34 protein-coding genes and 4 tRNA genes are annotated in these 25,105 nt (G+C 47.5%); 22 read left to right on the top strand and 16 right to left on the bottom strand.

Going from position 1 to position 25,105, the window contains the following annotated elements:
* Nucleotides 1-86: 86 nt before the first annotated feature.
* From KB559_RS01210 to KB559_RS01200, 3 genes are all read left to right on the top strand, one after another.
* Nucleotides 87-251, top strand: coding sequence for a hypothetical protein (locus KB559_RS01210; RefSeq protein ID WP_211019763.1), 165 nt, complete (start codon nt 87-89; stop codon nt 249-251).
* 56 nt (nt 252-307) lie between these two features.
* Nucleotides 308-381, top strand: a tRNA-Met gene (locus KB559_RS01205).
* A gap of 22 nt (nt 382-403) precedes the next feature.
* Nucleotides 404-477 (top strand) — tRNA-Ile (locus KB559_RS01200).
* A gap of 87 nt (nt 478-564) precedes the next feature.
* Here KB559_RS01200 and KB559_RS01195 read toward each other — a convergent pair.
* On the bottom strand, nt 565-1,236 hold the full coding sequence (locus tag KB559_RS01195) for an SOS response-associated peptidase (RefSeq protein ID WP_211019762.1): 672 nt from the start codon (nt 1,234-1,236) through the stop codon (nt 565-567).
* 108 nt (nt 1,237-1,344) lie between these two features.
* The gene (locus KB559_RS01190; protein ID WP_211019761.1) at nt 1,345-1,683 is read right to left on the bottom strand and encodes a L,D-transpeptidase; all 339 of its coding nucleotides are present in this window, start codon (nt 1,681-1,683) and stop codon (nt 1,345-1,347) included.
* 112 nt (nt 1,684-1,795) lie between these two features.
* On the opposite strand from KB559_RS01190, the gene KB559_RS01185 reads away from it, so the two are divergent.
* Entirely contained in the window at nt 1,796-2,248 is a 453-nt protein-coding gene (locus KB559_RS01185; RefSeq protein WP_211019760.1) for an ASCH domain-containing protein, read from the top strand.
* A gap of 129 nt (nt 2,249-2,377) precedes the next feature.
* A complete protein-coding gene (locus KB559_RS01180; protein WP_211019759.1) occupies nt 2,378-2,599 on the top strand; it encodes a phage holin in 222 nt (73 codons plus the stop codon).
* Here KB559_RS01180 and KB559_RS01175 read toward each other — a convergent pair.
* A complete protein-coding gene (locus KB559_RS01175) occupies nt 2,596-3,387 on the bottom strand; it encodes a PhzF family phenazine biosynthesis protein (protein WP_211019758.1) in 792 nt (263 codons plus the stop codon). The genes KB559_RS01180 and KB559_RS01175 overlap by 4 nt on opposite strands.
* Before the next feature lie 147 nt (nt 3,388-3,534).
* Between KB559_RS01175 and KB559_RS01170 the strand changes: the two genes are divergently transcribed.
* Complete coding sequence (locus tag KB559_RS01170) at nt 3,535-3,792, top strand: WGxxGxxG family protein (RefSeq protein WP_244861390.1); 258 nt, start codon at nt 3,535-3,537, stop codon at nt 3,790-3,792.
* 84 nt (nt 3,793-3,876) lie between these two features.
* On the opposite strand, the gene KB559_RS01165 is transcribed toward KB559_RS01170, so the two are convergent.
* A complete protein-coding gene (locus tag KB559_RS01165) occupies nt 3,877-4,032 on the bottom strand; it encodes a hypothetical protein (RefSeq protein ID WP_211020271.1) in 156 nt (51 codons plus the stop codon).
* A 158-nt stretch (nt 4,033-4,190) separates the two neighbouring features.
* On the opposite strand from KB559_RS01165, the gene KB559_RS01160 reads away from it, so the two are divergent.
* From KB559_RS01160 to KB559_RS01135, 6 genes are all read left to right on the top strand, one after another.
* Nucleotides 4,191-4,276 (top strand) — tRNA-Leu (locus KB559_RS01160).
* Between the two features lie 161 nt (nt 4,277-4,437).
* Entirely contained in the window at nt 4,438-5,112 is a 675-nt protein-coding gene (locus KB559_RS01155; RefSeq protein ID WP_211020211.1) for a uracil-DNA glycosylase, read from the top strand.
* A 149-nt stretch (nt 5,113-5,261) separates the two neighbouring features.
* The gene (locus KB559_RS01150) at nt 5,262-7,484 is read left to right on the top strand and encodes an Ig-like domain-containing protein (RefSeq protein ID WP_348772875.1); all 2,223 of its coding nucleotides are present in this window, start codon (nt 5,262-5,264) and stop codon (nt 7,482-7,484) included.
* Nucleotides 7,485-7,760: 276 nt separating this feature from the next.
* Nucleotides 7,761-8,534, top strand: coding sequence for a ComEC/Rec2 family competence protein (locus KB559_RS01145; protein ID WP_348772874.1), 774 nt, complete (start codon nt 7,761-7,763; stop codon nt 8,532-8,534).
* Between the two features lie 7 nt (nt 8,535-8,541).
* Nucleotides 8,542-8,754 carry a DUF3006 domain-containing protein gene (locus tag KB559_RS01140; RefSeq protein ID WP_211019755.1) on the top strand — a complete coding sequence of 71 codons (213 nt, stop codon included), beginning with the start codon at nt 8,542-8,544 and terminating at the stop codon, nt 8,752-8,754.
* A gap of 27 nt (nt 8,755-8,781) precedes the next feature.
* Nucleotides 8,782-9,300: a DinB family protein gene (locus KB559_RS01135; RefSeq protein WP_211019754.1), complete on the top strand. Its 519-nt coding sequence runs from the start codon at nt 8,782-8,784 to the stop codon at nt 9,298-9,300.
* 91 nt (nt 9,301-9,391) lie between these two features.
* Here the strand turns inward: KB559_RS01135 and manA are convergent, their stop codons facing one another.
* Both manA and KB559_RS01125 read right to left on the bottom strand, forming a co-directional pair.
* The gene (manA, locus tag KB559_RS01130; protein ID WP_211019753.1) at nt 9,392-10,342 is read right to left on the bottom strand and encodes a mannose-6-phosphate isomerase, class I; all 951 of its coding nucleotides are present in this window, start codon (nt 10,340-10,342) and stop codon (nt 9,392-9,394) included.
* A gap of 20 nt (nt 10,343-10,362) precedes the next feature.
* Nucleotides 10,363-11,280, bottom strand: a complete 918-nt coding sequence (locus KB559_RS01125; protein ID WP_211019752.1) for an ROK family protein — start codon at nt 11,278-11,280, stop codon at nt 10,363-10,365.
* Nucleotides 11,281-11,403: 123 nt separating this feature from the next.
* Between KB559_RS01125 and KB559_RS01120 the strand changes: the two genes are divergently transcribed.
* Nucleotides 11,404-12,432 (top strand): LacI family DNA-binding transcriptional regulator, encoded by a 1,029-nt coding sequence (locus KB559_RS01120; protein ID WP_211019751.1) that lies wholly within the window; start codon nt 11,404-11,406, stop codon nt 12,430-12,432.
* A gap of 75 nt (nt 12,433-12,507) precedes the next feature.
* On the opposite strand, the gene KB559_RS01115 is transcribed toward KB559_RS01120, so the two are convergent.
* A complete protein-coding gene (locus KB559_RS01115; RefSeq protein WP_211019750.1) occupies nt 12,508-13,125 on the bottom strand; it encodes a superoxide dismutase in 618 nt (205 codons plus the stop codon).
* A gap of 196 nt (nt 13,126-13,321) precedes the next feature.
* Between KB559_RS01115 and KB559_RS01110 the strand changes: the two genes are divergently transcribed.
* Nucleotides 13,322-13,570, top strand: a complete 249-nt coding sequence (locus KB559_RS01110) for a YuzB family protein (protein WP_211020210.1) — start codon at nt 13,322-13,324, stop codon at nt 13,568-13,570.
* An 87-nt stretch (nt 13,571-13,657) separates the two neighbouring features.
* On the opposite strand, the gene KB559_RS01105 is transcribed toward KB559_RS01110, so the two are convergent.
* Both KB559_RS01105 and trhO read right to left on the bottom strand, forming a co-directional pair.
* Nucleotides 13,658-14,287: a helix-turn-helix transcriptional regulator gene (locus KB559_RS01105; RefSeq protein ID WP_211019749.1), complete on the bottom strand. Its 630-nt coding sequence runs from the start codon at nt 14,285-14,287 to the stop codon at nt 13,658-13,660.
* Between the two features lie 27 nt (nt 14,288-14,314).
* The gene (trhO, locus tag KB559_RS01100; protein WP_211019748.1) at nt 14,315-15,208 is read right to left on the bottom strand and encodes an oxygen-dependent tRNA uridine(34) hydroxylase TrhO; all 894 of its coding nucleotides are present in this window, start codon (nt 15,206-15,208) and stop codon (nt 14,315-14,317) included.
* 120 nt (nt 15,209-15,328) lie between these two features.
* Between trhO and KB559_RS01095 the strand changes: the two genes are divergently transcribed.
* Nucleotides 15,329-16,030, top strand: coding sequence for a PIG-L deacetylase family protein (locus tag KB559_RS01095; RefSeq protein WP_211019747.1), 702 nt, complete (start codon nt 15,329-15,331; stop codon nt 16,028-16,030).
* A 51-nt stretch (nt 16,031-16,081) separates the two neighbouring features.
* A complete protein-coding gene (locus KB559_RS01090) occupies nt 16,082-16,693 on the top strand; it encodes a phosphatase PAP2 family protein (protein WP_211019746.1) in 612 nt (203 codons plus the stop codon).
* Between the two features lie 88 nt (nt 16,694-16,781).
* Here the strand turns inward: KB559_RS01090 and KB559_RS01085 are convergent, their stop codons facing one another.
* Nucleotides 16,782-17,321 carry a DoxX family protein gene (locus KB559_RS01085; RefSeq protein WP_211019745.1) on the bottom strand — a complete coding sequence of 180 codons (540 nt, stop codon included), beginning with the start codon at nt 17,319-17,321 and terminating at the stop codon, nt 16,782-16,784.
* A 225-nt stretch (nt 17,322-17,546) separates the two neighbouring features.
* On the opposite strand from KB559_RS01085, the gene KB559_RS01080 reads away from it, so the two are divergent.
* Complete coding sequence (locus tag KB559_RS01080) at nt 17,547-18,299, top strand: glucose 1-dehydrogenase (RefSeq protein WP_211019744.1); 753 nt, start codon at nt 17,547-17,549, stop codon at nt 18,297-18,299.
* A gap of 48 nt (nt 18,300-18,347) precedes the next feature.
* Here KB559_RS01080 and KB559_RS01075 read toward each other — a convergent pair whose 3' ends face one another.
* The 3 genes from KB559_RS01075 to KB559_RS01065 form a co-directional block, all read right to left on the bottom strand.
* Entirely contained in the window at nt 18,348-18,554 is a 207-nt protein-coding gene (locus tag KB559_RS01075) for a hypothetical protein (RefSeq protein ID WP_211019743.1), read from the bottom strand.
* A gap of 113 nt (nt 18,555-18,667) precedes the next feature.
* Nucleotides 18,668-19,033, bottom strand: coding sequence for a YidH family protein (locus KB559_RS01070; RefSeq protein WP_211019742.1), 366 nt, complete (start codon nt 19,031-19,033; stop codon nt 18,668-18,670).
* A 129-nt stretch (nt 19,034-19,162) separates the two neighbouring features.
* Nucleotides 19,163-19,933 (bottom strand): polysaccharide deacetylase family protein, encoded by a 771-nt coding sequence (locus KB559_RS01065; protein WP_211019741.1) that lies wholly within the window; start codon nt 19,931-19,933, stop codon nt 19,163-19,165.
* Nucleotides 19,934-20,107: 174 nt separating this feature from the next.
* Between KB559_RS01065 and KB559_RS01060 the strand changes: the two genes are divergently transcribed.
* Nucleotides 20,108-20,180, top strand: a tRNA-Val gene (locus tag KB559_RS01060).
* Nucleotides 20,181-20,375: 195 nt separating this feature from the next.
* Here the strand turns inward: KB559_RS01060 and KB559_RS01055 are convergent.
* The 3 genes from KB559_RS01055 to KB559_RS25530 form a co-directional block, all read right to left on the bottom strand.
* Nucleotides 20,376-20,741 carry a hypothetical protein gene (locus KB559_RS01055; protein WP_211019740.1) on the bottom strand — a complete coding sequence of 122 codons (366 nt, stop codon included), beginning with the start codon at nt 20,739-20,741 and terminating at the stop codon, nt 20,376-20,378.
* A 281-nt stretch (nt 20,742-21,022) separates the two neighbouring features.
* Nucleotides 21,023-21,235 (bottom strand): hypothetical protein, encoded by a 213-nt coding sequence (locus KB559_RS01050; RefSeq protein ID WP_211019739.1) that lies wholly within the window; start codon nt 21,233-21,235, stop codon nt 21,023-21,025.
* A gap of 463 nt (nt 21,236-21,698) precedes the next feature.
* A complete protein-coding gene (locus KB559_RS25530; RefSeq protein ID WP_481856405.1) occupies nt 21,699-21,920 on the bottom strand; it encodes a ferritin-like domain-containing protein in 222 nt (73 codons plus the stop codon).
* 76 nt (nt 21,921-21,996) lie between these two features.
* On the opposite strand from KB559_RS25530, the gene KB559_RS01040 reads away from it, so the two are divergent.
* From KB559_RS01040 to KB559_RS01025, 4 genes are all read left to right on the top strand, one after another.
* Nucleotides 21,997-22,503, top strand: coding sequence for a hypothetical protein (locus KB559_RS01040; RefSeq protein ID WP_211019738.1), 507 nt, complete (start codon nt 21,997-21,999; stop codon nt 22,501-22,503).
* Between the two features lie 104 nt (nt 22,504-22,607).
* Nucleotides 22,608-22,874 carry a DUF4190 domain-containing protein gene (locus tag KB559_RS01035; RefSeq protein ID WP_348772873.1) on the top strand — a complete coding sequence of 89 codons (267 nt, stop codon included), beginning with the start codon at nt 22,608-22,610 and terminating at the stop codon, nt 22,872-22,874.
* A 131-nt stretch (nt 22,875-23,005) separates the two neighbouring features.
* Entirely contained in the window at nt 23,006-24,130 is a 1,125-nt protein-coding gene (locus KB559_RS01030; RefSeq protein WP_211019737.1) for a glycosyl hydrolase, read from the top strand.
* 75 nt (nt 24,131-24,205) lie between these two features.
* On the top strand, nt 24,206-25,081 hold the full coding sequence (locus KB559_RS01025; RefSeq protein ID WP_244861392.1) for a diguanylate cyclase domain-containing protein: 876 nt from the start codon (nt 24,206-24,208) through the stop codon (nt 25,079-25,081).
* Nucleotides 25,082-25,105: the final 24 nt, after the last annotated feature.

The raw sequence follows: 25,105 nt of genomic DNA, 5'->3' as shown, positions 1-25,105 counted from the left end.
TGTTTCGGCGGCTTTTTTTGTGTGTTTTTGGGTAATCTATAGATAAGGTGGAGATCATACCTATTATAAAGAAAGGAGTTTAGGGTATGCGCTGGATCTACTTTAATAAATTGTACAGAACCAAATTTCAAGCAGGCTGCCTGGCCCGGAGACTGGAGCATGATGGATGGATTTACGGATTCGACGAGATGAGGGTAATAGAAATATTCCGTTCCCGAAGAGGGAAATACGGCGTACGATTTATTCCATAAACCCTTGACGTAGTATGCTTAAATAGTGTATATTATTAATTGTCGCTATTTACTGACGCGGGGTGGAGCAGCCCGGTAGCTCGTCGGGCTCATAACCCGAAGGCCGCAGGTTCAAATCCTGCCCCCGCAATCCATTTTAGTTCCTGGAATCCGGGCCCTTAGCTCAGTTGGTTAGAGCGGTCGGCTCATAACCGATTGGTCGGGGGTTCAAGTCCCTCAGGGCCCATAGTTTGAAAACCCCTTGCGTAGCAAGGGGTTTTTGCTTTGTTTTGAAGTTGGTATGGATGCTGAGTCATGCAAGGTATTCTAGCGGTTATATGATGCTTTTAATGAGCTCTTCGGAGTTATTCCGGACATTCCCGACAGTTGCAGACACCGGGTAGGCGCGCATTTTATCCGCATCATAAGGTCGTAGCAGGCGCAAAAGCGTGGATTCGTCGTGGTTATCGCGGGCTAGCCATTCGGCTTCGTCTTCCTTGCGCAATATAACCGGCATCCGGTTATGAATATCTGCCATGAGGGAGTTCGGCTCCGTCGTAATGATCGTGCAAGTTGCGAGTTTATTTCCGTCTTCATCCGCCCATATATCGTACAAGCCCGCGAAGGAAAATACGCTCTCATCACGCAGAACAATTCTGTACGGTTGTTTCGTTCCTGAGTCTTGCTTCCATTCGTAAAACCCGTCGGCTGGAACAATACAGCGGCGGGATAATAGTAAGCGATTAAATGCCGGTTTTTCCGTAAGGGTTTCCGCCCTTGCGTTAATTATTTTACTTCCGATTTTCGGGTCTTTGGACCAAGACGGAACGAGGCCCCAGCGCAGCTCCCCGAGTCGATTACCGTTATTTCCAGCCACCACCGCAGGAACATACTGCATCGGGGCGACGTTATATGATGGTTTATAGTTGGCAGTTGTAGCTTTCCCAATGAGGTAAAGAATGATTAATTCGTCGAGTGGGATTGTTATGGTATAACGTCCGCACATATCCGTCCCTCCTTAAGGTTACTATGTCTATTGTAACCATTCAGAGGAAAGAGAAAAACAAGTAATTATTAGCTGAACAAACCGTAGAGTTAGTAGTACAGCTAGTTTTTATTGTCGAATCGTAACGCTCGTTCCGATGGAAACAAGATTCGCCAGTTGAATGACATCCTGATTGTGCATGCGAATACATCCGTGGGAAACCTGTTTTCCGATCGATGAGGGATCATTAGTTCCATGAATACCATAGTGAGGCCTGGATAATCCCATCCAGTACGCTCCAAACGGTCCGCCTGGATTAGGCGCCTTGTTGACAATCGTGTAGACTCCCTCGGGTGTTTGCGTCAGCATAGTTCCGATACCCACCGGGAATCCCCGTACAACGATATTATTATCCAGTAGATAGAGCATTCGATCGGACAGGTCAACGATGATTCGGTAATTAGGCATTTTCGTCAGGCCTCCTTTTCTGCATTTAATGTATGATAATTAGGCTAGAGTTGATTGGGCGAAATGATATAGTATGTGTTTTGGAAGTCTATGCAGGTTAGGAGGGGACGGATTGAAAGCCATTACTATACACCAACCCTGGGCTACGCTTATAGCTCTTGAACAGAAAAAATTCGAGACCCGCAGTTGGAAGATAGCTTATCGGGGCGAGCTGGCGATCCATGCAGGAAAGAAAATCGATAAGAAGGTATGCCGATGGGAACCTTTTCGCAGCGTGCTTGCCAAGCACGGATATAATGAGGATAATTTGCCGACCGGGGCCATTGTTGCGGTATGCAGGCTCGAGGAATGCTGGTCCGTTTCCCGATCTTCGGAAACAGAAATTCTCTTAAGTTACGATAGACCTGACATTTCAAAGGAAATATCTATAGGAAAGCAAGAAGAAATCTTCGGAGATTACAGCGATGGGCGATATGCTTGGGAATTAAGTCATGTTCAGCGGCTGCCCGAGCCGGTTCCGGCTACGGGGAGACAAGGGCTATGGACTTGGGAGGCCCTAATCTGATATGAATAGAAGAGAACCGACCGGATCTATCCGGACGGTTCTTCTTTTTTTATCATAACTTCATTTATATTAAAAATCCGATAGGGCGCATATATATTAAAAATGGTCATATCTAAAGGGGGAACGAGTATGAAAAAGAAACGGTGGCGGAATTATGCACTTTGGGTGAGTGTGGCCTCGCAAGTTGTATTGCTTATCCAGTTGATCGGTCATTTAACCGGACTTTTTATATTGACGGACGTGATGGCACAGGAGATTTTAACGGCTGTCGATATTTTACTTGGAATCCTCGCGACACTTGGCATTATTTCAAACCCGACCAAGCCGAATTCAAAGGGCTATAATCTTTAGATCTGTAAATTTCCCTCTAAGTAAAGTACGGCGTGCCCGCCTATAGAGACTCTGTCTGCAAGATTTTCGCAATAGAGAACTCCGCCCCGCTTGGATAGTTGTCTGGCGAGCAGCTTGTTCTTTCCGAGCTTTTCCGACCAGTAAGGAATGAGTGTGCAGTGTACGGAACCCGTTACGGGATCTTCATTAACTCCGGCATGGGGAGCGAAAAATCTTGAAACAAAATCACTGCTGCTTCCCTTGGCGGTAATGACCAGCCCGAAGGATTGCGGCAGCTTTTTTATTAGCTCGAAGTCGGGTACAAACTGTTCGATCTTTTCCTCCGCAGCAAGCACGGCATAGTAACGAGTTCCCACCTGATTCCGGGTTGCGTACAATTCAATCGGCGCTGCTCCCAAAATTTCCTCGATCAAAGGGAAGGAGTCGATCTTTTCCGAAATTCGGGCAGGAAAGTTTAATTCAAAGAGGTCCTCCTTTTTTACGACGTTCAGTATACCGCTCAACGTATGGAAATTCATCTCCATCAGACCGGGATTGACATAATGGTGAACCACATAAGCGCTTGCCAATGTCGCATGTCCGCAAAGATCCATTTCAAGCTCAGGCGTAAACCATTTCAAGTCAAAATACCCGTCACGAGGCACGACAAAGGCGGTTTCCGACAAGTTATTCTCGTAGGCAATGCTTTGCATGAACGAAGTATCAGGGAACTCGTCCACAACGCATACACCAGCCGGATTACCCTTAAATATTTGATCCGTAAATGCATCCACCACATAGTACTTCATTATTGTTCTCCTCCAATTCTGCAGCTTTTAATAAAACAGCATAAAACATATTTTCAAAATAGAACAGAGGAAATTACCCGCTGCATAAAGGTCCTGATTCTCGGGAAACTTACGGGATGTAGTCACTAATTCAGGAGGTGCCTTCCTTTGAAAAAGAGTTTGACCGCAATGCTCGTTACAGCATTGATTTCCGCAGTGCTGGTTCTGCCCGCTTCGGCTTATGGAAACAATACGAACGTCCGCGATATGAATAATAACAACACGACCGGGGGCAATTATTCGACGAATAATGTCCGGGCTCACGCGGTGAACGGCAACAATAACGGCTCTAATTGGGGATGGCTCGGTCTGATCGGCTTGCTCGGTCTTGCCGGTATGCGGAGAAGAGAAACCGACCGTTCTTAGGAGTCCATACTTGGTAATGACACATCGAACAAAAAGGCTTCCAATATGGAAGCCTTTTGTTTTGACGCCAGGAGCCGGTCGGCATTACTTGTATTCCTTCTCGGTTTCTTCGTAGGCGATCAACGTGATTTTTTCCCCGGTCATACGCTTAAGGGATTCTTCCGCCTCTTTGATAATGGCAACCGCCTCGGCGCCCTTATCCAGCGGGGCTACCTTGTATTTATCCGTTGAAATTTCCATCGCATTTCCCTCCATTTAAGGATAAAGCTTAGTCTATCCTCTTAAGGATAAAGCTTAGTCTATCCTCAGGCGGTTAGTTTCATGATAATAAAAAGAGTTGAATCTAAATGAATTTCCGTATATAATCATACCTACGGGAATTTTTCTCGGTCACCTTTGCCGGGGTGGCGGAATTGGCAGACGCACAGGACTTAAAATCCTGCGGTAGGTGACTACCGTACCGGTTCGATCCCGGTCCTCGGCATCAATGAAAAGTTAAAGGTCGCAAGACTGCGCGAAAGCGCCGTTTTGCGGCCTTTTTCTTTTTTTATCGCGTCTGACATCTACTAACGTGGTAAAATGCTGTTGTAATCTTAATTGATACGTGAATTTATTTTCAATAACAGCCGGGGAGGAGACTTGATGATGTTCGGAAACGATTGGGACGAGGTGCTTAAGGAAGAATTGGGCAAGCCCTATTTTAAAGAGCTGATGAACTGGCTTGACGGGGAATATGAGGAGCACACAGTATATCCGCCTAGGGAGTTTTTATTCCAGGCGCTGAAGCTGACAAGCTATGAAGATACGAAGGCGGTTGTTTTGGGACAGGATCCATACCACGGACCGGGTCAGGCGCATGGGCTCAGCTTTTCCGTACTGCCGGGAGTCCGGATTCCTCCGTCGCTCCGCAATATGTATAAGGAGTTGGCGACCGATCTCGATTGCCCGGCCCCGACAACGGGAACGTTGACGCCATGGGCGCAGCAGGGAGTGCTGCTGCTGAATACGGTGCTGACGGTGCGGGACGGACAGCCCGGTTCGCACCAGGGAAAAGGTTGGGAGAGATTTACGGATGCCGTGATCGAAGCATTGAACCGCCGCGAACGGCCGGTTGTGTTTGTGCTATGGGGGAGCCATGCCCAGAAAAAAGGGCAGATGATCGATACGACCCGGCATGAAATTATAACTTCGGCACATCCCAGCCCGCTGGCGGCAAGAAGAGGCTTCTTCGGAAGCCGTCCGTTTTCACGAATGAATACTTTTTTGGAACAGCAGGGGGAAGCACCCATCGATTGGTCGGCGAATATGACGGAGGATTAAAAATATTAATAGGACCAAGGTCTCGTTTTTGGCTAAAAAGGTTACTGAAAATATCCTAAAAACCGATATAAAACGCATAGGCCCGGAAAGGAAGGTTTTCCGGCAAAGATGGAATTAAAGGAGAGAAATGAATGACTGCTAAGAGGAAGATGACAGGTTGGCTCCTGGCGATGGTACTGCTGCTTACCGCAGCATTTCCAAGCGGCGCGTTTGCGGCAACCGGCGATGTAGTGTCGATTGACATCGAGGGTTCGGGAACAACGGTTGAACTTACGGTAGGCAAGACAAAACAGCTTAAAGCATGGGGAACAACCGAAGGCTCCACCGTAAAGAAAGATTTGACGAATGCGGTAAGCTGGTCATCGAGTGACAGCGAAATCGTTAAAGTAACGAATGGATTTTTGACACCGTTAAAAGCGGGGACGGTAACGATCTGGGCGGATCACGCACAAGGCCCTAAGTCCAGCATTCAAGTCACTGCAAAAGATTCCTACAAGGAATTAACGCTCGAATATTCCCAAAAAGGGAAATACAAGCTGGGGACCAGCGATAAAAACCTGACCGTAAAAGCGCTGGCCGCGATCGAAGGCTCTGTCGGCGCTACGAAGGACGTAACCGCGGATACGGACTGGTCCAGTTCCAACTCCGGCGTCCTGACCATTGAGAAAGGGCAAATCACCCTTGTAGGCGAAGGAACGGCGACCATTACCGCGAAATATTCGGGCCTTACGGCGACTTACAAAGCTACCGTTAGCTCGCCTTATTCCGAATTGACACTGAAATATCTCGTTAAAGGCAGCGATGACGTAGTTAAGGAACTGCCTGCCGAGGATATCGAGCTGGTCGTTGGCGACAGCGAAGCTACGTTGAAGGCGGAATCCACGTTGGCCAGCGACAGCACCTCCAAGTCGGACGTGAGCGATAAAGCGAATTGGACTTCATCCGATACGGCGGTTGCTACGGTCGAGAAGGGTAAAATCAAGGCACTGACCGTTGGTAAAACAACGATCACCGTCGATTATCTCGGCGTAAAAGCTCAAACCGACGTGTATGTTCGTACACCTTTTGAAGCTATTCTGCTTGATCCTTCCGGCGATCAGTCGATGTTCATCGGCGAGACGCTGGAAGTTGACGCTGAAGTTAGAAGCGGCGTGAACGAATCGGTTATCGTGAGTTCGGATGCGACCTGGACTTCCTCCAATCCGCTTGTGGCTACAGTCTCCGGCGGGGACATTTCCGCCAAGACGGCTGGAACAACAACGATTAAGGTAAGTTATAAAGGGATCAGCAAGTCCTTCAAAGTTACCGTGAACCCGACGATCACCAAGTTGGCTATTGAGAAGAAGGAACTGGATCTCTTTAAGGGCGAATCGATCAGTTTGCCGAAAGTAACGGCAACGAAGCTGGATGAAGAAGAAGTGGATTTCAGCAAGGAAGTAAAATGGACGTCAAGCAATGAAGAAGTTGCCAAAATCAAAGACGGCAAGATCGTTGCGGAAGATAAAGGCACGGTAACCTTGACCGCGAAGCTGCCGGAGACGGGAGTAACCTCGCCGGCGCAAATCCGCAGTACGGAAATTACAGTAACGCTTACCGTAAAGGAAAAGGTGCTGGCGCTGATCACGGAAGACGAGAAGCTTAGCATCGTTATCGGAGAAGAAACGAAGCTTCCTGAAGTGAACGTTGTTTGGGAAGACGGAGAAGAAGCTAGCGTATCCGATTCTATCGAATGGAGTGTCTCGGGTTCCAACGCCGTCATCAAAACGACGACTACCGGAAAAGTGATTAAAGGACTGACCAAAGGTACGGCTTCCCTGAAAGGAACGTACTCTAACAAGACGATCAGCATTCCAGTTACGATCGAACAAAAGATCGTCAAGGTCGTCGTTGATCCGGTCAATATTACATTGAATGTAAAGAAGACCAAGGCAATTAAAGTAACCGGATTCTATAAAGACGGCAAAACCGTGAATCTGTCAAGCAAAGTAGGATGGGAATCTTCCGATCCGGAGGTAGCGACAATCTCTTCGACTTCCGTTAAAGCTGTGGCGGAAGGTACCGCGACGCTTAAAGGCTCTTACCAGGGGTATGACGTAAGCGTGAAGGTCAGCGTAGTACCGAAGCTGATGAAGCTTACCGTGGATGAGAAGAGTTTGAAACTGGCGCCAGGCTCCGCTAAAACGGTAGTTGTGACGGCGGAGTATGACAACGGCAAGAAGTCCTCCGTAACAGGAAGTGCTTCTTGGACAAGCTCGAAGCCTTCCGTGGCCAAAGTCACGGCTGGCAAAATCGAAGCGGTTGCCAAAGGCAGCGCTACAATTAAAGGCGTGTATGACGGGAAGACGGTTACGGTTCGAGTAACGGTCAAATAGATTTCAAGTTACGGCAGCTTGCCTTCCAATATGAAGGCGGGCTGTCTTTTTATTTGCCATCTATGACTGTAAGGCAGCGGCTTGCCTGTGCTATAGTATAAAAAAGGGATTTTAGGAAGAGGAAGAGGAATTAAATCATCTATGATTAGACGTAAAAGTTTTTGGCGGACACGTATTTTAACTGGAATTTGCACGGTTGTTATTTGGTCTTTGTTATCCGGATGTGCTTTAAATCTGGGGGATTTTTCAGTTCAAGGGGGCAATGGTTCGTCTCCTGTGTCCTCATCGTCCGGGAACAAGCTGCGCGTCATTTTTCTGGATGTCGGCCAAGGCGCATCACAACTGCTGATCAGCCCTTCGGGACGGACGATGCTGGTGGATGCAGGCAATAACAACATGGAGCAGCAAATGCTGGATTACTTAAGGCAGTTTGGTGTTGATCGGATCGATATCATGGTGGGCACGCATCCTGACGCGGACCATATCGGCGGGTTGGATGCCGTGATCGATCATCATGAGATTGGCGCCATTTACATGCCGAAAATCCAGAGCAACACGAAGACCTTCGAGTCATTGCTCCAATCGATTCGGAGTAAAGGTCTTAAGGTCAAGAGCGCCCGAAGCGGCCTCAGCCTAGACTGGGATGACGAGGTAAAGGTAGAAATGCTTGCTCCTGTAGAAATCAGCGATGACAGCAACAACATGAGCGCTGTGCTCAAAGTGTCTTATGGCGGAACGTCCTTCTTGCTGACGGGCGATGCCGAGCGCGAGAGCGAGAAGGCCATGATGGCTTCAGGCAAGGACTTACGGGCTGATGTACTGCTTGTGGGGCATCACGGGTCGAAGTCGTCCACGTCGCTTTCTTTTTTGCAGCAGGTTTCTCCGAAGTTTGCCGTAATTCAGGTTGGAGACAATTCTTATGGTCACCCCAAACAGGAGATTCTGAATCGGTTGAACAAAAATGGAGTCGAGGTTTATCGGAATGACTTGCAGGGGACGATCGAAATTGCATCGGATGGACAAAACTACGAGATCACGACAGAGAGGTGAACCGCCTATGCAGGCGATTGTGGAGGGCTTTGAAGGGGATTTCTGCATTCTCGAGATCGATGGACAGACGAAGGATGTTCCGCGGCAGCAGATGGATGAAAAAGCTAAGGCCGGGGATATCGTGGTTTGGAACGGAGAGAAGTGGATCCTGGATCTGAAGCAGACCGAAGACCGAACAAGGCAAATCGGAAAGTTGATGGATGAAGTTTGGGAAGATTGACTACATAAACAAAGGGAGAGATGAACGATGTTGGAAAAACCGCAAGCAGGGGAATATGCAACGCATTTCGAACCTTACATTCAAAAGGTACCGGAAGGGAATCTGCCTTCCCTTCTGGAAAAGCAGGTTGACGAAGTGATCCAGCGGCTGGGGCAAATTACGGAGGAACAAGGATCCTACCGGTATGCGGAAGGTAAATGGAGTCTTAAAGAAGTGCTGGGGCATATTTCGGATACGGAACGCATTATGAGCTACCGGCTTCTTCGGATTGCCCGGGGCGATACGACGCCGCTGCCAGGGTTTGAGGAAAATCTGTTTGTGAGCCATGCGCATGCGGACCGCCAGACGGTAAACGCTTTGCTGCAGGATTTTGCTGCCGTAAGGATCGCGACTCTATCTCTGATTCGGCAGCTCGATGACGAAGCTTGGGCACGTATCGGCACGTTTAGCGACCATCCGGGATCGGCACGGGCACTGGCCTATATTATCGCCGGTCATTCCATTCATCATTTTGATATCATTGAGGAACGTTATTTGCGACGTTAAACTGCTGAATTAAGTCAACTCAAAAAAGACGCCCGGCTGTCTCCGTAGACAGCTTGGGCGTCTTTTTTTATATGAGAAGGGAGTTTCGTTTTTACTCGCCTTCGCGAGAAATAATCAGCATGAGTTCGCCCTCGATTTGGAAAGGTCCGAAATCGACCGGCAGGATGAAATGGTCGCCCTTAGCCAGCGAATATTCCTGATCCTCGACGGAGAGCTTGCCTTGGCCTTCAATTACGCTGCAAATCGTATATTTCTCATTAGCCGGTACATTTGCGGTTCCGGTTACGTTCCATTTTTCCACGGTGAAGAAGGAATTGGATACAAAGGTAGTCACGGACAGTCCGTCGGATTCCTTACTGCTGTATTGGACCGGCTCGTACGCCTGAGGAATGGATGTAACGTCAATGGCTTTCTCCAAATGGAGGTCGCGCAGGTTGCCGTCTTTATCCCGGCGGTCATAATCGTATACCCGGTAAGTCGTGTCCGAGCTTTGTTGGGTTTCCAGGACCACGATTCCTTTGCCTAACGCATGAATGGTACCGCTCGGCACGTAGAAGAAATCTCCGGCTTTTACAGGGACCTGGGTCAGCAAATCGTTCCATTCGCCGTCCTCGATCATTTGTACGAGCTGTTCCTTCGACTTGGCTCCATGTCCGTAAATGATGACGGCTCCCGGCTCGGCATCGACGATATACCAGCACTCGGTTTTGCCCAGCTCGCCGTTCTCGTGTTTGCCCGCATATTCGTCATCCGGATGGACTTGGACCGAAAGATCGTCAGAGGCATCCAAAATTTTGGTGAGCAAGGGGAATACGGCGGAATCCGAACGGAACAGCTCTTTGTGGGAATTCCACAGCTCGCCGAGTTTCAGGCCTTGATATGGGCCGCTCTTAACAACGCTTTGGCCGTTAGGATGAGCGGATATCGCCCAGCACTCGCCCGTGCGGTCATTAGGAATTTCGTAGCCGAACAATTGCTGCAGCTTGGTACCGCCCCAGATTCGTTCTTGAAATACGGGTTCCAAAAAAATAGGTTGATTCATGGATAAAGTTCCTCCTCGTATTAATAATTCAAATGAACAAGAGCCGCCGCGCCGATCAGGCCGGCCTCCTGCTGTAAAGCTGCCGGAATGACCGGTGTATTGCGACCCGAAGGATTCAGGGCATGGTGTGAGACATAATCCTTTACAGTGTCAAACAGCGGGCTTCCGATTTGCGACACGCCACCGCCGATCACAAGCAACTCGGGGTCCAGCGTGTTGATCAGAGTGACACAGCCGATGCCGATATTGCGGAACACCTGATTGACCAGCCGTTCCATGTCGGGATCTTTATCGTTCAAGGCCAAATCGAACACTTCTTTCGAGGTGACGGTGCGCCCCAGTAGCTCGCTGGCTTGTCTGGCGATGGCCGTGCCCGAGGCTACGAATTCCCAACATCCTTGCTGTCCGCAAACGCAAGTACCAACCGTAGGATCGACCACCAAATGACCGACGTCTCCGGCATTTCCGGTTGCACCGGTAATCAGCTTGCCATGGCTATAAATACCTGCGCCGATGCCCGTGCTGATCGTGATGTAGACGAAATTTTCGGCATTCTTAGCGGCGCCGATCCACTTCTCCGCCAAAGCTGCGGCCGTGGCGTCATTCTGAAACGATATCGGCAGTTCAAAATGCCGTTTGAAGGACTCAACGATGGGGAAGCCCCACCATCCCCGCATATTCGGCGGTTCCGTGATCTCTCCAAGTTTGGTGTTCAGCGGCCCGGGGGCCCCGATGCCGATGCCGAGAATATCCGATTCCTTGATTCCGGCCGCCTGAGCGAGCTGTTTGACGGCCGCCGCGATCCGGTCCACCATTTCGGATGGAGCAACGGATTGATCTGTGGGCAGCGTGTTCTTTGCAAGGACCTGCCCGCTTTGGTCGACGAGACCGATGGCGGTTTTCGTACCTCCGATGTCAATGCCAACTGCGTAACTCAAAAGTTATTACCTCCAGATGTACGGTACTAGTTTAGTTTCGTTACTTGACAAACTTGACAAAACTTAAATTTGTAAAGTAATATTGAGCATAGTTTATCATGTTTCGGAAGGATTGAAAAGAACATGGGCCGTAAAAAGAAAGTATCCATGCAGGATATCGCCGATCACCTGGAAATATCGAAGAATGCAGTATCGCTGGCCTTGTTGAACAAGAAAGGCGTCAGCGAGGAGATGCGAAACCGGGTGCTGCAAACGGCCCGGGAGATGGGCTATGGTTCATATTCGGATAAACCGCCCGAGAGCGGGAATATTCTGGTGCTGGTTCCCGAGCGAATTATGAGTTACCAGGATAACGATCATTTTCAGTTTTACCATGATATGATCTGGGGCTTGGAACGAAGTATCCGTAAAAAAGGACTGAACGCGGTGATTGCGCCCGTCGACCGGGATATGGAGTCCCGGCTTGAGCTGCCACGGCATTGCTCTGAAATTTTCTATCACGGTATTATTTTATTCGGAATCGTGGACAGGGGATATGCCAGGACCGTTTGGGAACTGGACACCCCATTGGTTATGCTTGATTCTTACCATCGGGATTTTCCTTGTCCGGTAGTTGCCTCGGCGAATATCGAAGGGGCTTATGAGGCGGTATCGGTCCTGATTCAGGCCGGCCACAGGGAGATCGGATTTATCGGGCCGACCAATTTGACGACCAGCCATGAGGAGCGTTGGTTCGGATACTGGAAGGCGATGCAAGATAATGGGCTTATCATCAGTGACCGTTTTATTTTGACATCTTCACCGGGTTTTGATTACACGGAGCAGGAGATCGGGATGTTTCTGGACGGGCTGGAAAAGAAACCGGGCGCATTCTTCTGCGGCAACGACCGGATTGCGTATCTGCTCGCGAGACAGATGAGGAAGAGAGGACTTCATGTCCCTGCCGACATATCCATTGTCGGTTTCGATGATCTCAAATATGAGGAAGAGGGCGGCCTCAAAATGACCACAATGCGGGTAGAAAAAGAGGAAATGTGCGATGCCGCGGCAAACTTGCTATTGTCGCTGTCCGGGACATCCCGGGATGCGATCCATCAGTATGTGCGGCCAACCTTAGTTCTCGGCAATTCCGTACAAGGGTCGGTTCATTGAAAGGGGCGGAAATAAAAAAGGCGGTTGGACACGGGCGTGATACCCGGACCAACCGTCTTCTTGTTTACGTCAATATTATTTGTTCAAAGCAGCTTCATAACGTTTCTCAACTTCAGACCAGTTGACTACGTTGAAGAAAGCTGCGATGTAATCAGGACGTTTGTTTTGGTATTTCAAATAGTAAGCATGCTCCCATACGTCGAGGCCAAGGATTGGCGTTTTGCCTTCCATGATCGGGGAGTCTTGGTTCGGCAAGCTGTACACGGACAATTTGCCTGCAGCGTCTACCGCAAGGAATGCCCAGCCGCTACCGAAACGAGTCGTAGCTGCTTTCGAGAAATCTTCCTTGAATTTGTCGAAGCCGCCGAGTTCGCTGTTGATAGCGTCAGCAAGCTTACCGGATGGTTGGCCGCCGCCGTTTGGTCCGATCGTTTCCCAGAACAGGGAGTGGTTCGCATGGCCGCCGCCGTTGTTGCGGACTGCTGTACGGATGCTTTCCGGAACGCTGTCCAGATCGGCGATCAGTTCCTCTACGGATTTCGATTGAAGCTCAGGTGCGGATTCAAGCGCCGCATTCAGGTTCGTTACGTAAGTATTATGGTGACGGTCATGGTGAATCATCATAGTTTGTTCGTCGATATGCGGTTCAAGTGCGTTGTTTGCATAAGGAAGTGCTGGTAATTGATGTGCCATTGTTTATCATCCTCTCCATAGATATGTAAAAGTTATTTTGAACACTCCCTATTATAATTATCCATTGCGGCTTAGTCAACATAAATGTATATTAAGTATGTTAAATCATGGCCTGCATTGACAAACGGGGCTTGTTTTATCATAATGAGTCATCGGATATAGATAATTTCAGTTTTGAGGTGAATGAAAATTGAATATGGGCATCGTTGTCGTGGAAGTGTGCGACAGCAATCTGATGAGCGCGTTGGAGCTGGAGGAGCTGGAGGAAGAATATCCAGAAATCGCCGTGCTTCGGTCGGACTGTATGAATTTATGCGGCCTGTGTAAACTTAGACCTTACGCAATGGTCAACGGGAATAAGGTATTTGCCAAGACAACCGAAGAGTGCATTGCTCTGATCAGGCAATCGATCGAGGAAGAGTTGAAGGCATTCCATAATATATAAACTAAAATACAGATATACAAAACAACCTCCGAAGCCGCAGTTGCGGATGATCGGAGGTTGTTTTATGTGTGGACTGCAGGTATGCAGCTATGACGGCTTAATTACATAAACGCATTTACGCCCTTCCTGAGCCAGGCATTCCGTGCGTTCTACTTTGGCATCCAATAGCGATTCAAACAGCTTGAGCTCGCATTCGCAAGCGTGGTTATAACGGTTTGCAATTTGGGAAATGGGGCAGTTGTGCTCCATGAGAACGAAACTGCCGTCTTCCTGGGTTTCGCATTCCGTCATATAGCCGTTTTCGTTTTGGATTTCCGCTAACCGCTGGACTTTCTCCAAGAGGTCTTTTCCCTGCATGTCGGCTTCGTACTGCCGGTTAAGCTTATCCTTGCGACGGTCAAACAGACGATTTACAGTTTCTTCGCCGTACTCCTGTTCCAATTCATCGAGCAGATCCAGGGTCAGGGTATGATACTTTTTAGGAAATAACCCTTCAGCCAGTTCGGTCAGCCCGTATACGGCGGTAGGACGTCCAAGCGTCTGGCGTACCATTTTCGACTCGATCAGACCGTCGCGCTCCATCGTACCGAGATGGCGGCGAACCGCCATTTCCGTAATGCCGAGCTGTCCGGTGATTTCTTTGGTGCTGAGGGGACCGGAGGTTTTCATCATTTGCAAAATCCGGTCGCGGGTAGACAAATCCTTTGGTTGATTCAAGACATACACTCCTCTCGGGGCGCAAGATCAGCCGTGCTTAACAGCCTGCACGGCTTCCATGCACGCGTCGGAGCAGAAGCCCTGATGCTCATCTTCGCAATCTTCACAGCATACATATTGGAGGTTACATACTGGACAGTTGATATAACGGTCATGAGTAACCCCGCAGTGATGGCAGCTGGCAATAACGATATCTTCATCCGTTTGGTTGATGGGAACGGAAATACGTTCGTCGAACACGTAGCATTTACCGTCAAACAACCGCCCTTGAACCTCGGGATCCTTCCCGTAGGTAACAATTCCGCCTTCCAGCTGGGCCACGTCCTCAAATCCTTCTTTGAGCAAGAAGCCGGTCAGTTTTTCGCAGCGGATGCCGCCCGTGCAGTAAGTCAAAATCTTCTTATCTTTATGCTCGCTCAGGTTTTCGCGGATCCACTGAGGGAACTCCCGGAAAGACTCCACTTCGGGACGGATCGCTCCGCGGAAGTGGCCAATGTCGAATTCGTAATCATTTCGTCCGTCGATCACGATCACGTCTTCGTCTTGAAGCTGCTCGTAGAACTGAGTCGGAGACAAGCGTTTGCCGCTCAACGTGTTCGGATCCAATTCATGCTCATAGCGGAAGGTAACTAGTTCCTGCTTATGGCGGACGAACATTTTCTTGAACGCATGGCCTTCAGATTCATCAATCTTGAACACGATATCTTTAAACTCCGGCATGGCGCGAAGATCGGCCATATAACGCTCCGTTTGCTCGATCGTACCGGAGACGGTGCCGTTAATTCCTTCGGAAGCGATGAGAATGCGGCCTTTCAGGCCTAAATCCTTGCAATACTGCAGATGCTCCGCCGTGAAAGTTTCCGGGGAAGCGATCGGTGTAAATTTATAAAATAACAAAATGCGATATGCATGTTGACTCATGTTAGATCACCCGTCTATATTAGATTCTACTGAATTGTAGTGAATTTTATCAACTTAGTCAATATTAAAGTATAGTAAGTATAGTAAATATTGCACAGAAGATTAAGGAGGAAATTGAAGATGAAAAAAAACAGAACCGTGGCCTTCATTTATGCACATCCCGATGACGAGACGTTCGGCTGTTCTTATCTGATCCGGGAAATCGCCGATGGGGGCGACCTTCCTGTCTTGTTTACGGCGACCCGGGGAGACGCGGGAAAGACCGGACGTTTAGGCGAAATGACGCGTGAAGAATTGGCGGCAAAGCGGGATATCGAGCTTGATAAGGCGGTTGAAATTCTGGGCATAACGACTTTGGAGCAGGCGGGGATGGGAGACGGGAAGTTGAAGGAAGCGGATCCGGCCGCGTTGCGGGAGCAGATTGCCGACTTTTTGCGGCGTCATGAGGCGGATGTGGTCGTTACTTTTCCGGAGGACGGTATTTCCGGGCATGCGGATCATATTGTCATTCATCATGCCGTAAATGATGTCGTTTTCGGAGGTCAGGCCCCTTCGGTACAAAAATTGTACTATAACCAATTGAGCTCATACGAAGCGAATACCTCGAGCGTCGTCAAAATTGCGGAGAATGGAAACTGGGATGTTAAGCGCCGGGCGCTGGCAGCTCATGAATCGCAAATTCTCAGCATTGAGCGGGTATTCGGTAAACTGGGGCCGGACGTTCCGCCAGGCCAACAGGTTGAAGCATTCGAGTTGGCATGGGAGCGGGGAGTTCGTTATCCGATTAAAGCGGAGCGCACGATTTTTGATGACCTGAATTAGAGCAATTCTTGTACAATGAGCTTGGTGTTACCATGGGGGAGGAAGTACTAGGTGAAAATTTGGCTTACGGCCGGAATAACGGCTATCTGTTTTGTTCTGCTTGGACTCGGTATACATACAGAAGGCTTGCAGTCGATCGACCGGGGGATCGGTGACTTTTTCTATGGTCTCAGGATGGAGAGTTTAAATCCGGCAATAAAATCGGTGTCGGAACTGGGCACAACGACGGGATATATCGTTGTTTTTGCCATTGTGCTGATCATTACACTATTGCTCCGGCGTTGGCGGACAGCCGTATGGCTAACGGTCAGCCTCGCAGCCGGCTGGCTCGTCAATAAAGGTCTTAAAGTGCTGTATCACCGGGAGAGACCCCAGCTGTGGGACCGTCTGGTGGAACCGGACGGGTTCAGCTTTCCGAGCGGAAACGCGATGGTTTCAATCGCTTTTTACGGAATGATCGCCCTGATTCTGCTGCGATCTCGTCAAGGCTGGATTCGAGCTTGCGGAGCAGCGGTGCTTGTGATAATTCTGTTGATCGGATTAAGCAGGTTGTACCTAGGCGTGCATTACACCAGCGACATTGTCGGCGGCTTTCTGGCGGGAGGTTGTATCGCAGCCCTATGCTATAAGGGATGGCGAAGCAGCTCTGACAGTATAAAGTGAAGGGAATCTGCCTTCGAATAAAATAGGCAATACAAAAGCCAGGGACTAGTATCCCTGGCTTTTTGTATTGTTTATGTGGACTGAGGCGTTATGCCGTATGTTTTACTTTCATCCCTTGTTTTGGAGCCGGGATTACGGGATTAACAGTTTCTTTTTTGTGGAATAACCCACGGAGGTAAGGGAGAACATAACGGTCAAGGCCGATTTTTCCGGCGTTAGCGGCAGCTACGACGATAAGTACTTCAAGCAAGAGCATTTGTGCGTTGGTGCTTACTGTACCCGAGAATAGGAAGGCGGCGTTCATAACCAGTCCCATCAGGGCTGCGAAAGTAGTGAATGTTCCGAGTATCAGGCCCAGGCCTACCAAGAATTCACCGTAAGGAACCATAACGTTGAAGATGTCTACGTTAGGAAGTGCTACATGTTGCAGGAATGTGGCCCACCAACCTTGAACGGCTGCGTGTTCTCCGGTACTGTTAGCGATCGCTCCATTCAGGAAGCCCGCGGCGTCGAATCCGCCTGTAATTTTGTGCCAACCGGCTGTGATCCATTGGTATCCTAGGTATATCCGAAGTACGGTTAAAAACCACATTGCGTATTTGTTAGTTCTGAGGAAATTGTTAAACATAATTACCACTCCTTGTTTGTATTTGTTTGTTTTTGGATGATCATCTTTGATGTCTTAAGTATAAGTGATAATTTTCACATGGTATGTGATTTAAATCACAATTATAAAAATTTTAGTATTTTAATTTGATTTAACATTGAATTGAAAGTTTAAATTTTGTATTGTTTTATGGTAGTTGGCTATATTTAACATATGATCAAAAACACCAAACGGGAGGTAAGCTAGATGAGACTGTCCAACAAAGTGGCGATCGTGACCGGAGCGGGTTCCGGTATGGGGAGAGCCATTGCGGAATTGTTTGCCAAAGAGGGAGCCAAGGTGGTGGTGTCGGATGTTAATGAGGAACGAGTTAATGAAGTTACGGCGTCCATAAAGGATGCTGGAGGCGAGGTATTAGGGGTTATGGCCAATATGGCCAAGGAATCCGATGTGCAGCAATTGATAGACCGGACTGTGGATGCCTATGGCACCGTAGACATTTTGGTCAACAATGCAGGAATTATGGACAACTTTATTCCGGTCGGAGAAATCACGAACGAACACTGGGAACGTGTCCTTGGAGTCAATCTCAACGGGCCGATGTATGCTTCGCGTGCAGCAATCCGGATTATGCTGGATAAAGGCAAGGGTGTCATCGTCAACAATGCTTCCGTCGGCGGACTGTTTGGAGCCAGAGGCGGTGCAGCTTATGTGGCTTCTAAACACGGTTTGATCGGACTTACGAAAAATACGGCTGCCGTATACGGTCTGAAAGGAATTCGCGTGAATGCCATTGCACCGGGCGGCGTAAACACGGCCATCAGCGGAACGATTACCGCGCCGAATCAGCTTGGCATGGAAGCTATCGGTCGGGCCGGAACCGCTCCTATGGGCGAAGCGGAAGAAATCGCCTATGCCGCACTGTTCCTGGCATCCGATGAGGCCAGCTTCATAAACGGAGCCGTGCTTACGGCGGACGGCGGTTGGACTGCACACTAAATAAATATGACAGAAGCCCGGCGCAGGATTTGCGCCGGGCTCTATTTTTCATTTATCCGCTGTCCGGTTTGATACATCCGCTTGTTCCTGACGTTGATTTTTGTCTTGCTGATCTTCCTTCGAATTATTTAACAAGGCATCGACCACCTCTTCCAGCTTGCCCGTGGCTGACACGGAATCATTGTCCGGGGTAGGGATCGGGTCCACGCCCGGACCGTAACCCAGACCTTCAAATTCTTCTTTTTGCTTACTCATAGCAATCTCTTCCTTTCCGTAAAATCCTATTCTTAGAGTGTGCGCTTTGTCTTCAGTTTCTATGTAAACCGATAACCTCCTGATAGAGCCTTGAATCAATGAGGTACGTACGTTTACGCAAACAGCAGAAAATACATCAGAAAAAAAAGAAGGCCGAAAATTATCAGCATCAAAATAAGCATGAGGCTTACGATAATATAGGAAGACCGGAAGATATTCCTGTTGATTTGCCCCCGTTTGAGCCGATATTCCAAGGTCGCCGCAATAATAATTGAGATTCCGAATATAAGGGAACCCATGCCCGTTATAATGGAGAACAGTCTGGCGATTCCGCTATAGGTAGAGTTGAAAACGAGCCCGGCGGCCAGAAAACCTATGCCGATGATGGAGATGCTCGTACGGATCCAAGCGAGGAAGGTCCGTTCATTCGCCAAGTGCTGCTGAACATAGCGATTTTCGGCAGAAGATTGTTCCTCCATGCTATCCCTCCTTTGTCACCTATACATTAACCATATTCTCCGTCATGTTCTCCTTATGAACGGTTGGCATGGAAATGGAGAAGGGGGCGCCTTCTCCATCAATGAATATCATGTGAGCCCGTTAAGGCATTAATGGCTGACCTTGATATGGTTCTTCGGCGCAACCTTGTGAGAAAGCAATTCCGAGATCGTAACGAACGAGTATCCGCGTTTTTTTAGCTCGGGGAGAATGATTTTTAACGCTTCCGCGGTTTGATTGCTGTTATAGACAAAATCATGCATCAGGACAATATCACCGTTCCTTGCATTATTCAGCACCTTGTTTGCGATCCGCCCGACGCCCGGAGCTCTCCAATCTTTAGTGTCCTGGTGCCAAGACCACAATATCATCTGTAAATGATGGTCCTTCGAAAGCTGAATGATCTTCTCATTATAGAAGCCTCCTGGCGGCCGGAAGAGCACTGGCTTTTGTCCCGTTGCCTTGTAAATGGCGTCCTGGGTCTTAACTAACTCATTTTCCATAGAATTGCCGGGCAGGCCCTGAAAGGAGGGATGGCGGAAGGAATGATTGGCGATTTCGTGCCCTTCCTGCAGCTCCTGACGGACAACTTCGGGGTAACGCTCCACCCGGTCGCCAACCAGGAAAAAGGTCGCTTTAGCGTCGTATTGCTTCAGGACTTCCATGATTTTTAAAGTTTGTTGGGGATCGGGACCGTCGTCAAAAGTCAGTGCCATATATTTCTCTTCGGTCGGTACCTCCCAGACAATGTCGCCCCGCTCCTCATAATAACTGCGGTCTTTCATCTGGGCAGCGGGGTAGGAAGCAGCTTTAGCCTGCAGCGGAGACGAAACTGCGGACAAGGCAATAACAAGGGCGAGCACAGTTCGTTTTTTAAACATTAATACATTTCCTCCATTACAGAACATGTTGTCATCCAACACAGCTGGATGCGGCCATCCTCAAGGTTCCTTTATTTTGCTTCACGGGGGTGATTTTATCCAAGGTTGCGGCAAAAAAGGTTTGACATCCGCACTCCGCCCTGATAAGATAAATTTTGTCTTCACTATATATCTGATCTGTTAGCTCAGCTGGGAGAGCACCATCTTGACAGGGTGGGGGTCAGTGGTTCGAGCCCACTACAGATCATACTTAAAGAACCCTTACGGCGTAAGGGTTCTTTGTTATTTTATCTTTTTTACGGAGTGCCTTATGGGCATTCTTTTTATTTACCTAGAAAGAAGGTGAGGAGTTGATGATTGTATCTCCGATAATACTGTCCTCAAAGTTCATAAAAGGTCAACTCTCGGTGATTTCGGTAGACGGATGTATATACAAACTAATCTACTTTATAGAAGCATCGTTAATCGCTTGAACAACTAAACCTAACGCTTTAAGTCTCCGTTCTAAAAGCGTTCTTTGTGGACTGCCTTCTTTTGATTTAGCATAACTAGTTTCCACGGATGGGGTTAAACCAATAAGAACATTCCGAGCTTCTACTAAATCGTGTTGGGTGTAATCATGAGGCTTTTGATTCCAAACTTGCTCAAGCATAGCCAAGCCAATGGTAACAGCTTTCAGACGTTTCTCTACTAGTGTTGTGTTTGCGCCTTTTTGAGCCATCTGGGAAAAAGCATTTTCGAGTTTTCTGATAGTCGATTCTAAAGATTTTATGGACTCCAATTTATCTAAACTAGAGAGATCCTCCATATTTCCACCTTCGTTTCTGAATTATTATATATGTTTTATTCTCCAATGAATCTTATTTTCTTTATCATTTTAAATTGTACTACATTAATACTAGTCCTATGGAATGTTCCTTTTAATAGGATGGGGACATCAGGGGGTTAGCCTACTTCAGATCATACTAAAAAGCCTTGAGGCGTTCGGCTTCAAGGTTTTTTTATGCGAAGAATACACCGCTATTTTAGTGATGCAGGCGGGTGCATTGATACGAAATATGATACGAATAGGGTCAGTGTTAGTTACCGTTACTCCTTTTCGTTTAGCTCTGCTTCAGCTTGAAGTTCAGTTCGTTTTTTATCTGCTTTCGACTTAAAATAATAGCCATAACCAAGTACAAAAAGTGAAAGTGCTGAAAATAAGAAGATAGGGATTGATTCTTTTCCGAAGAGTAACGTCAGAATAAAACTTAAGATAACAAGCCCAATCCCAAGATAAAATACTTTGTCTTCCTTACTCATTGAGAATCTCCTTAATTAATAATTACTCGTCTGGAACTGTAATCAATCCCCAACGACAAACTGAGTCAGCCAGTCCAGCAACTAATGATTTAAACACAAATGAAGATAATGAATCAATAAAGCTTAAATAATGCGGTTTATTTGTACTAAAAAAACCTGAAGCCTAAATGCCTCAAGGGTTTTCCTGCAAACTACTAATGATTCATAAAATACAAAAACCAAACCGCATGATTTTGTTCGTCGGCCGCTGCTTGTTGGAACGTATCTCTGATGAGAGAATCATTGGATTCTCTTGCGATTCTATGATAAAGGTCCACCGTTTCTTGCTCATCCTTAAAGGATGCAAGCACTCCGCTTCTAAAATCGGCAGCACAAGGTTCAGTTAGTTGAGGGGAGAATTTATTCACCGTCAGAGATATATAGAAAGGGGAGATCAATTGATAGTGTCTTATTTCATCATTCCTTATTTCAAGGATTCGATTTTTACTTCTTGATTTGGAGCCTGATTTGCTAACTGCTCATAGCAGTGAATAGCATGATACTCACCGTTTAGAGCCTTGGTTAAATCGGTAACAATTTTTGTATTAGTAGAGGGCTGCCAGGTGTAGTAGTAATTCACCTTGCGATCACTCCTTTTTGCATCAATGTTTGCTCCAGCCCAAATTACCGAACCTTGTCTGCTCAATTTGAGTCAAAACACCTCTGCAACCTTTCCGTATTCCATCCAGTCATAAAGGTATCACTAATATAGGGGGATGGTCATGAAACCCTTCCGAGGTTTTTATTTGTTGGGAATAATCGTTGCTCTTTCGATGATCTTAATTTCTTGCTCAAAATCAAACGTTGAAGAGAGTTCAAATCATCTATCCAATCACGAAAGCCTGCTGACTTCAAAGAATATAGAATATGAGGATGACCTGTTCAAAATATCAAGTGAAGAAGTTTCCAGCATAGTGATTTTGGATAATCCGGTTGCTAAAGACATAAAGCAAGAGACGACCGCAGTTATTGATAATCACAAAGATATCAAGGAAATAGTTGATGTTTTGAACAATTCACCTGCGTATATGGGGGCAGCAACTGCAGATTTCTACAGGATAATGGAGATAACAAGTAAAGACGGCACCAAGACGTTACTGGAGTTTGGTGGGCAAGGGAGATTCTTTAAAGATATAAATTCGGGGGTATTCTTCGGACTTGACCCTGAAAATAAATTTGAAGACTTAAATACATTCATTGAACAAGCGGAGCAAAAATATTCAAAATAGCAAACAAACAGCTCTGGGCGACCAGAGCTATTTGAGGATCAACTTATTGGCAAATGTGGGTTGTAATTATTTTGAATCCTTAATATTATTTAGGATAAAGGAGGGTGAACGCCCTGTATAGAACTTCCCCTGAACGAATTAATCCTAAATCTGTCGCCAGTTTAATACTAGGAGTTTTATCATTAGTAATACCTCTATTTGGATTTGTCCTTGCCATAGCGGCACTGATATTGTCCAGGCAATCACTTAACGAAATACAAAGTTCAAATGATCAAGGTGCAGGTTTATCAGTTGCAGGAAGGGTTTGTGGAGCTTTATCGTTGGCTGGTTACTGCGTGTTCTTTTTGTATCTTGCTAAATATTGGTTTTAAAAGCTTGTCCATATTTATGGGCAGGCTTTTTCTATATTAAATTCATCTAACTCCGGAACTAGGAAGGATAAAAAGTTATATATAACAATTGGAAGTTTATATCATTATTAATACAGGATAGGGGTGGGGAGATGAAACTAAGACCGTATATTGCCGGACGAAGAAAAAACACTATTTTTATATTCATGATCTTGGCTCTGGTTCTGGCTTTAGTGACTTTCATATATATTCGGCAAAACGATCGGCGGGAGCCTTCGTCAACCATCGCTTTCGTAGAGAAATATATGACGAATCCGAACGGGACGTTAGCCTCGTATCTTCAGGATTTCGAATCCGACAACCCGGATGTTGTGGCCGGACACGAAGCTTTGTCGGAGTCATTGGGACTGTGGATGCAAGCGGCGGTCCTTAATAAGGATAAGCAGCGCTTTGACAGAAGCTTCAAGCTGTTGCAGGAGCTATTTATTTCGCCTCAAAATTACGTGTACTGGAAGCTCCAACCCGACGGAAAGGCCGAGGTGAACACCAGTGCACTTGGTGATGATTTCAGAATCATAGGTGCTCTCCTGGACGCCTATGACCTCTGGCAGGAGAAGGAGGTTCTGGATACGGCCGAAAAATTAACGAAAACGCTGCGGTCCTCGTTGACGGTAGAGGGTTATTTTGTCGATTATCATGACTTCAAGCATGAGACTTCAGCAGGTGAGCTGAGCTTGGTTTACGTGGATACGGCAGCGTTGCAGGCGATGCAGCGGCACGGGCTGATAGACCGCGGTATGCTGGACAAGCATACGGATTTGCTGCTCAACATACCTAATGACGGGAAGTTCTTTCCTAAAGCGTTTCAAGTCACTTCACGCATGTACCGCTACGACCAGGAGATCAATTTAATCGATCAATTAATCGTGGGAATTCATCTGGCGGAGCTGGGGAAATCCGTGGAGCCGCTTACCGCGTTTCTTAAACAGGAACTGACCGCGCGGGACATGCTCCCCGGGCGTTATGACCGGGAGACCAGAGAACCGTCGGTAAATTACGAATCTCCGGCTGTATACGGATTGGCCATATTGCTGGCCTCCGAAATTAAGGATCGTGCTTGGGCGGAGCAGCTTTACCCATACATGATAGCCATGCGGGACAATGACCCCCGATTTGAAGGCGGCTATGTATTTGATCAAAATTCGCATTTATTCGATAATCTTGTACCTCTTTTGGCTGAAATCGTCTATATGAAAAATGCATCAGAACATCAATAAAAGTTTAATTTAATAGAAAACAGTCTTCCAGCGAAGGTAATATGTGGGTTCACCCGACTGGTAAGGAGGTATATCTTGGAACATCAAAAGAAGCTTCGGAGAATAGATATCGGTTTCCTCAGCCTGATGGCCCTTTTACTGCTTGAACAATTGGCGGTATATGCAAATCTGTACATGGATCAGAGTTTTTCTGGCTGGGAAATGGCTGCAAGCATTGGGGCGATCGCGGCGATCGCCATGGGCTTGCTATTGCCGGTCGGCTACTCGGTCGTACTGGTTTTTATTTTTGCCGTCACGTATCTGGTGTGGCTGACAACCCATGGACGCAGCGATCTGCTTGAAGTGTCTTGGCTGCTACTTATTCCCGCGAATGTACTTGTAGCCTCGTTTTTAAACAATGGACTGATCCGGACGAAAAATATGATGGTTCGATTGAAAGATTTGAATGATAAGAACCCGACCATTGATCTGGACACAGGGCTCGGGAACAAAGAAGCCTTTGCGGACCTGTTGTCTAAGCAAACTAACTTAGCTAGACGATATCCGGAGAAATATGATTTCTCCCTAGCTATATTTAAAATTGAGTTTTTGCCGCTCGTTTTGGAATCGCTAGGTCCAGAGCGTTATTCGAGATTTCTGCTTGAGATCTCCAACACGATCCAGCAGCAAATCCGGATGGAGGATTCCAAGTTTTCGATCGATATGGGACGCTTCATCATCCTCTGTCCGCTGACGGACCGCAGCTTCTTTTCGGTGGTGGCGGAGCGAGTGAAAAACGCGATGATGAGCCTTGATTTTCAAGATAAAAAGGGACAGCCCCTGAAACTCGTGGTACGTTCGGCAACGCTAGGATTCCAATTGGATCGGGCCGATTTCTTTTTGCAAACCGATGATGTCATTAACGCATTGGAAAGAGGCACGGAGACGGACCTGATTGCGGAGTATATATAGACTACCAGTAGCGGTCGAAAGGAA

Source organism: Paenibacillus sp. Marseille-P2973, from assembly GCF_018101095.1.
GTDB classification, from domain to species: domain Bacteria; phylum Bacillota; class Bacilli; order Paenibacillales; family Paenibacillaceae; genus Fontibacillus; species Fontibacillus vini.
This window is presented reverse-complemented; position numbering and strand designations above follow the sequence as displayed.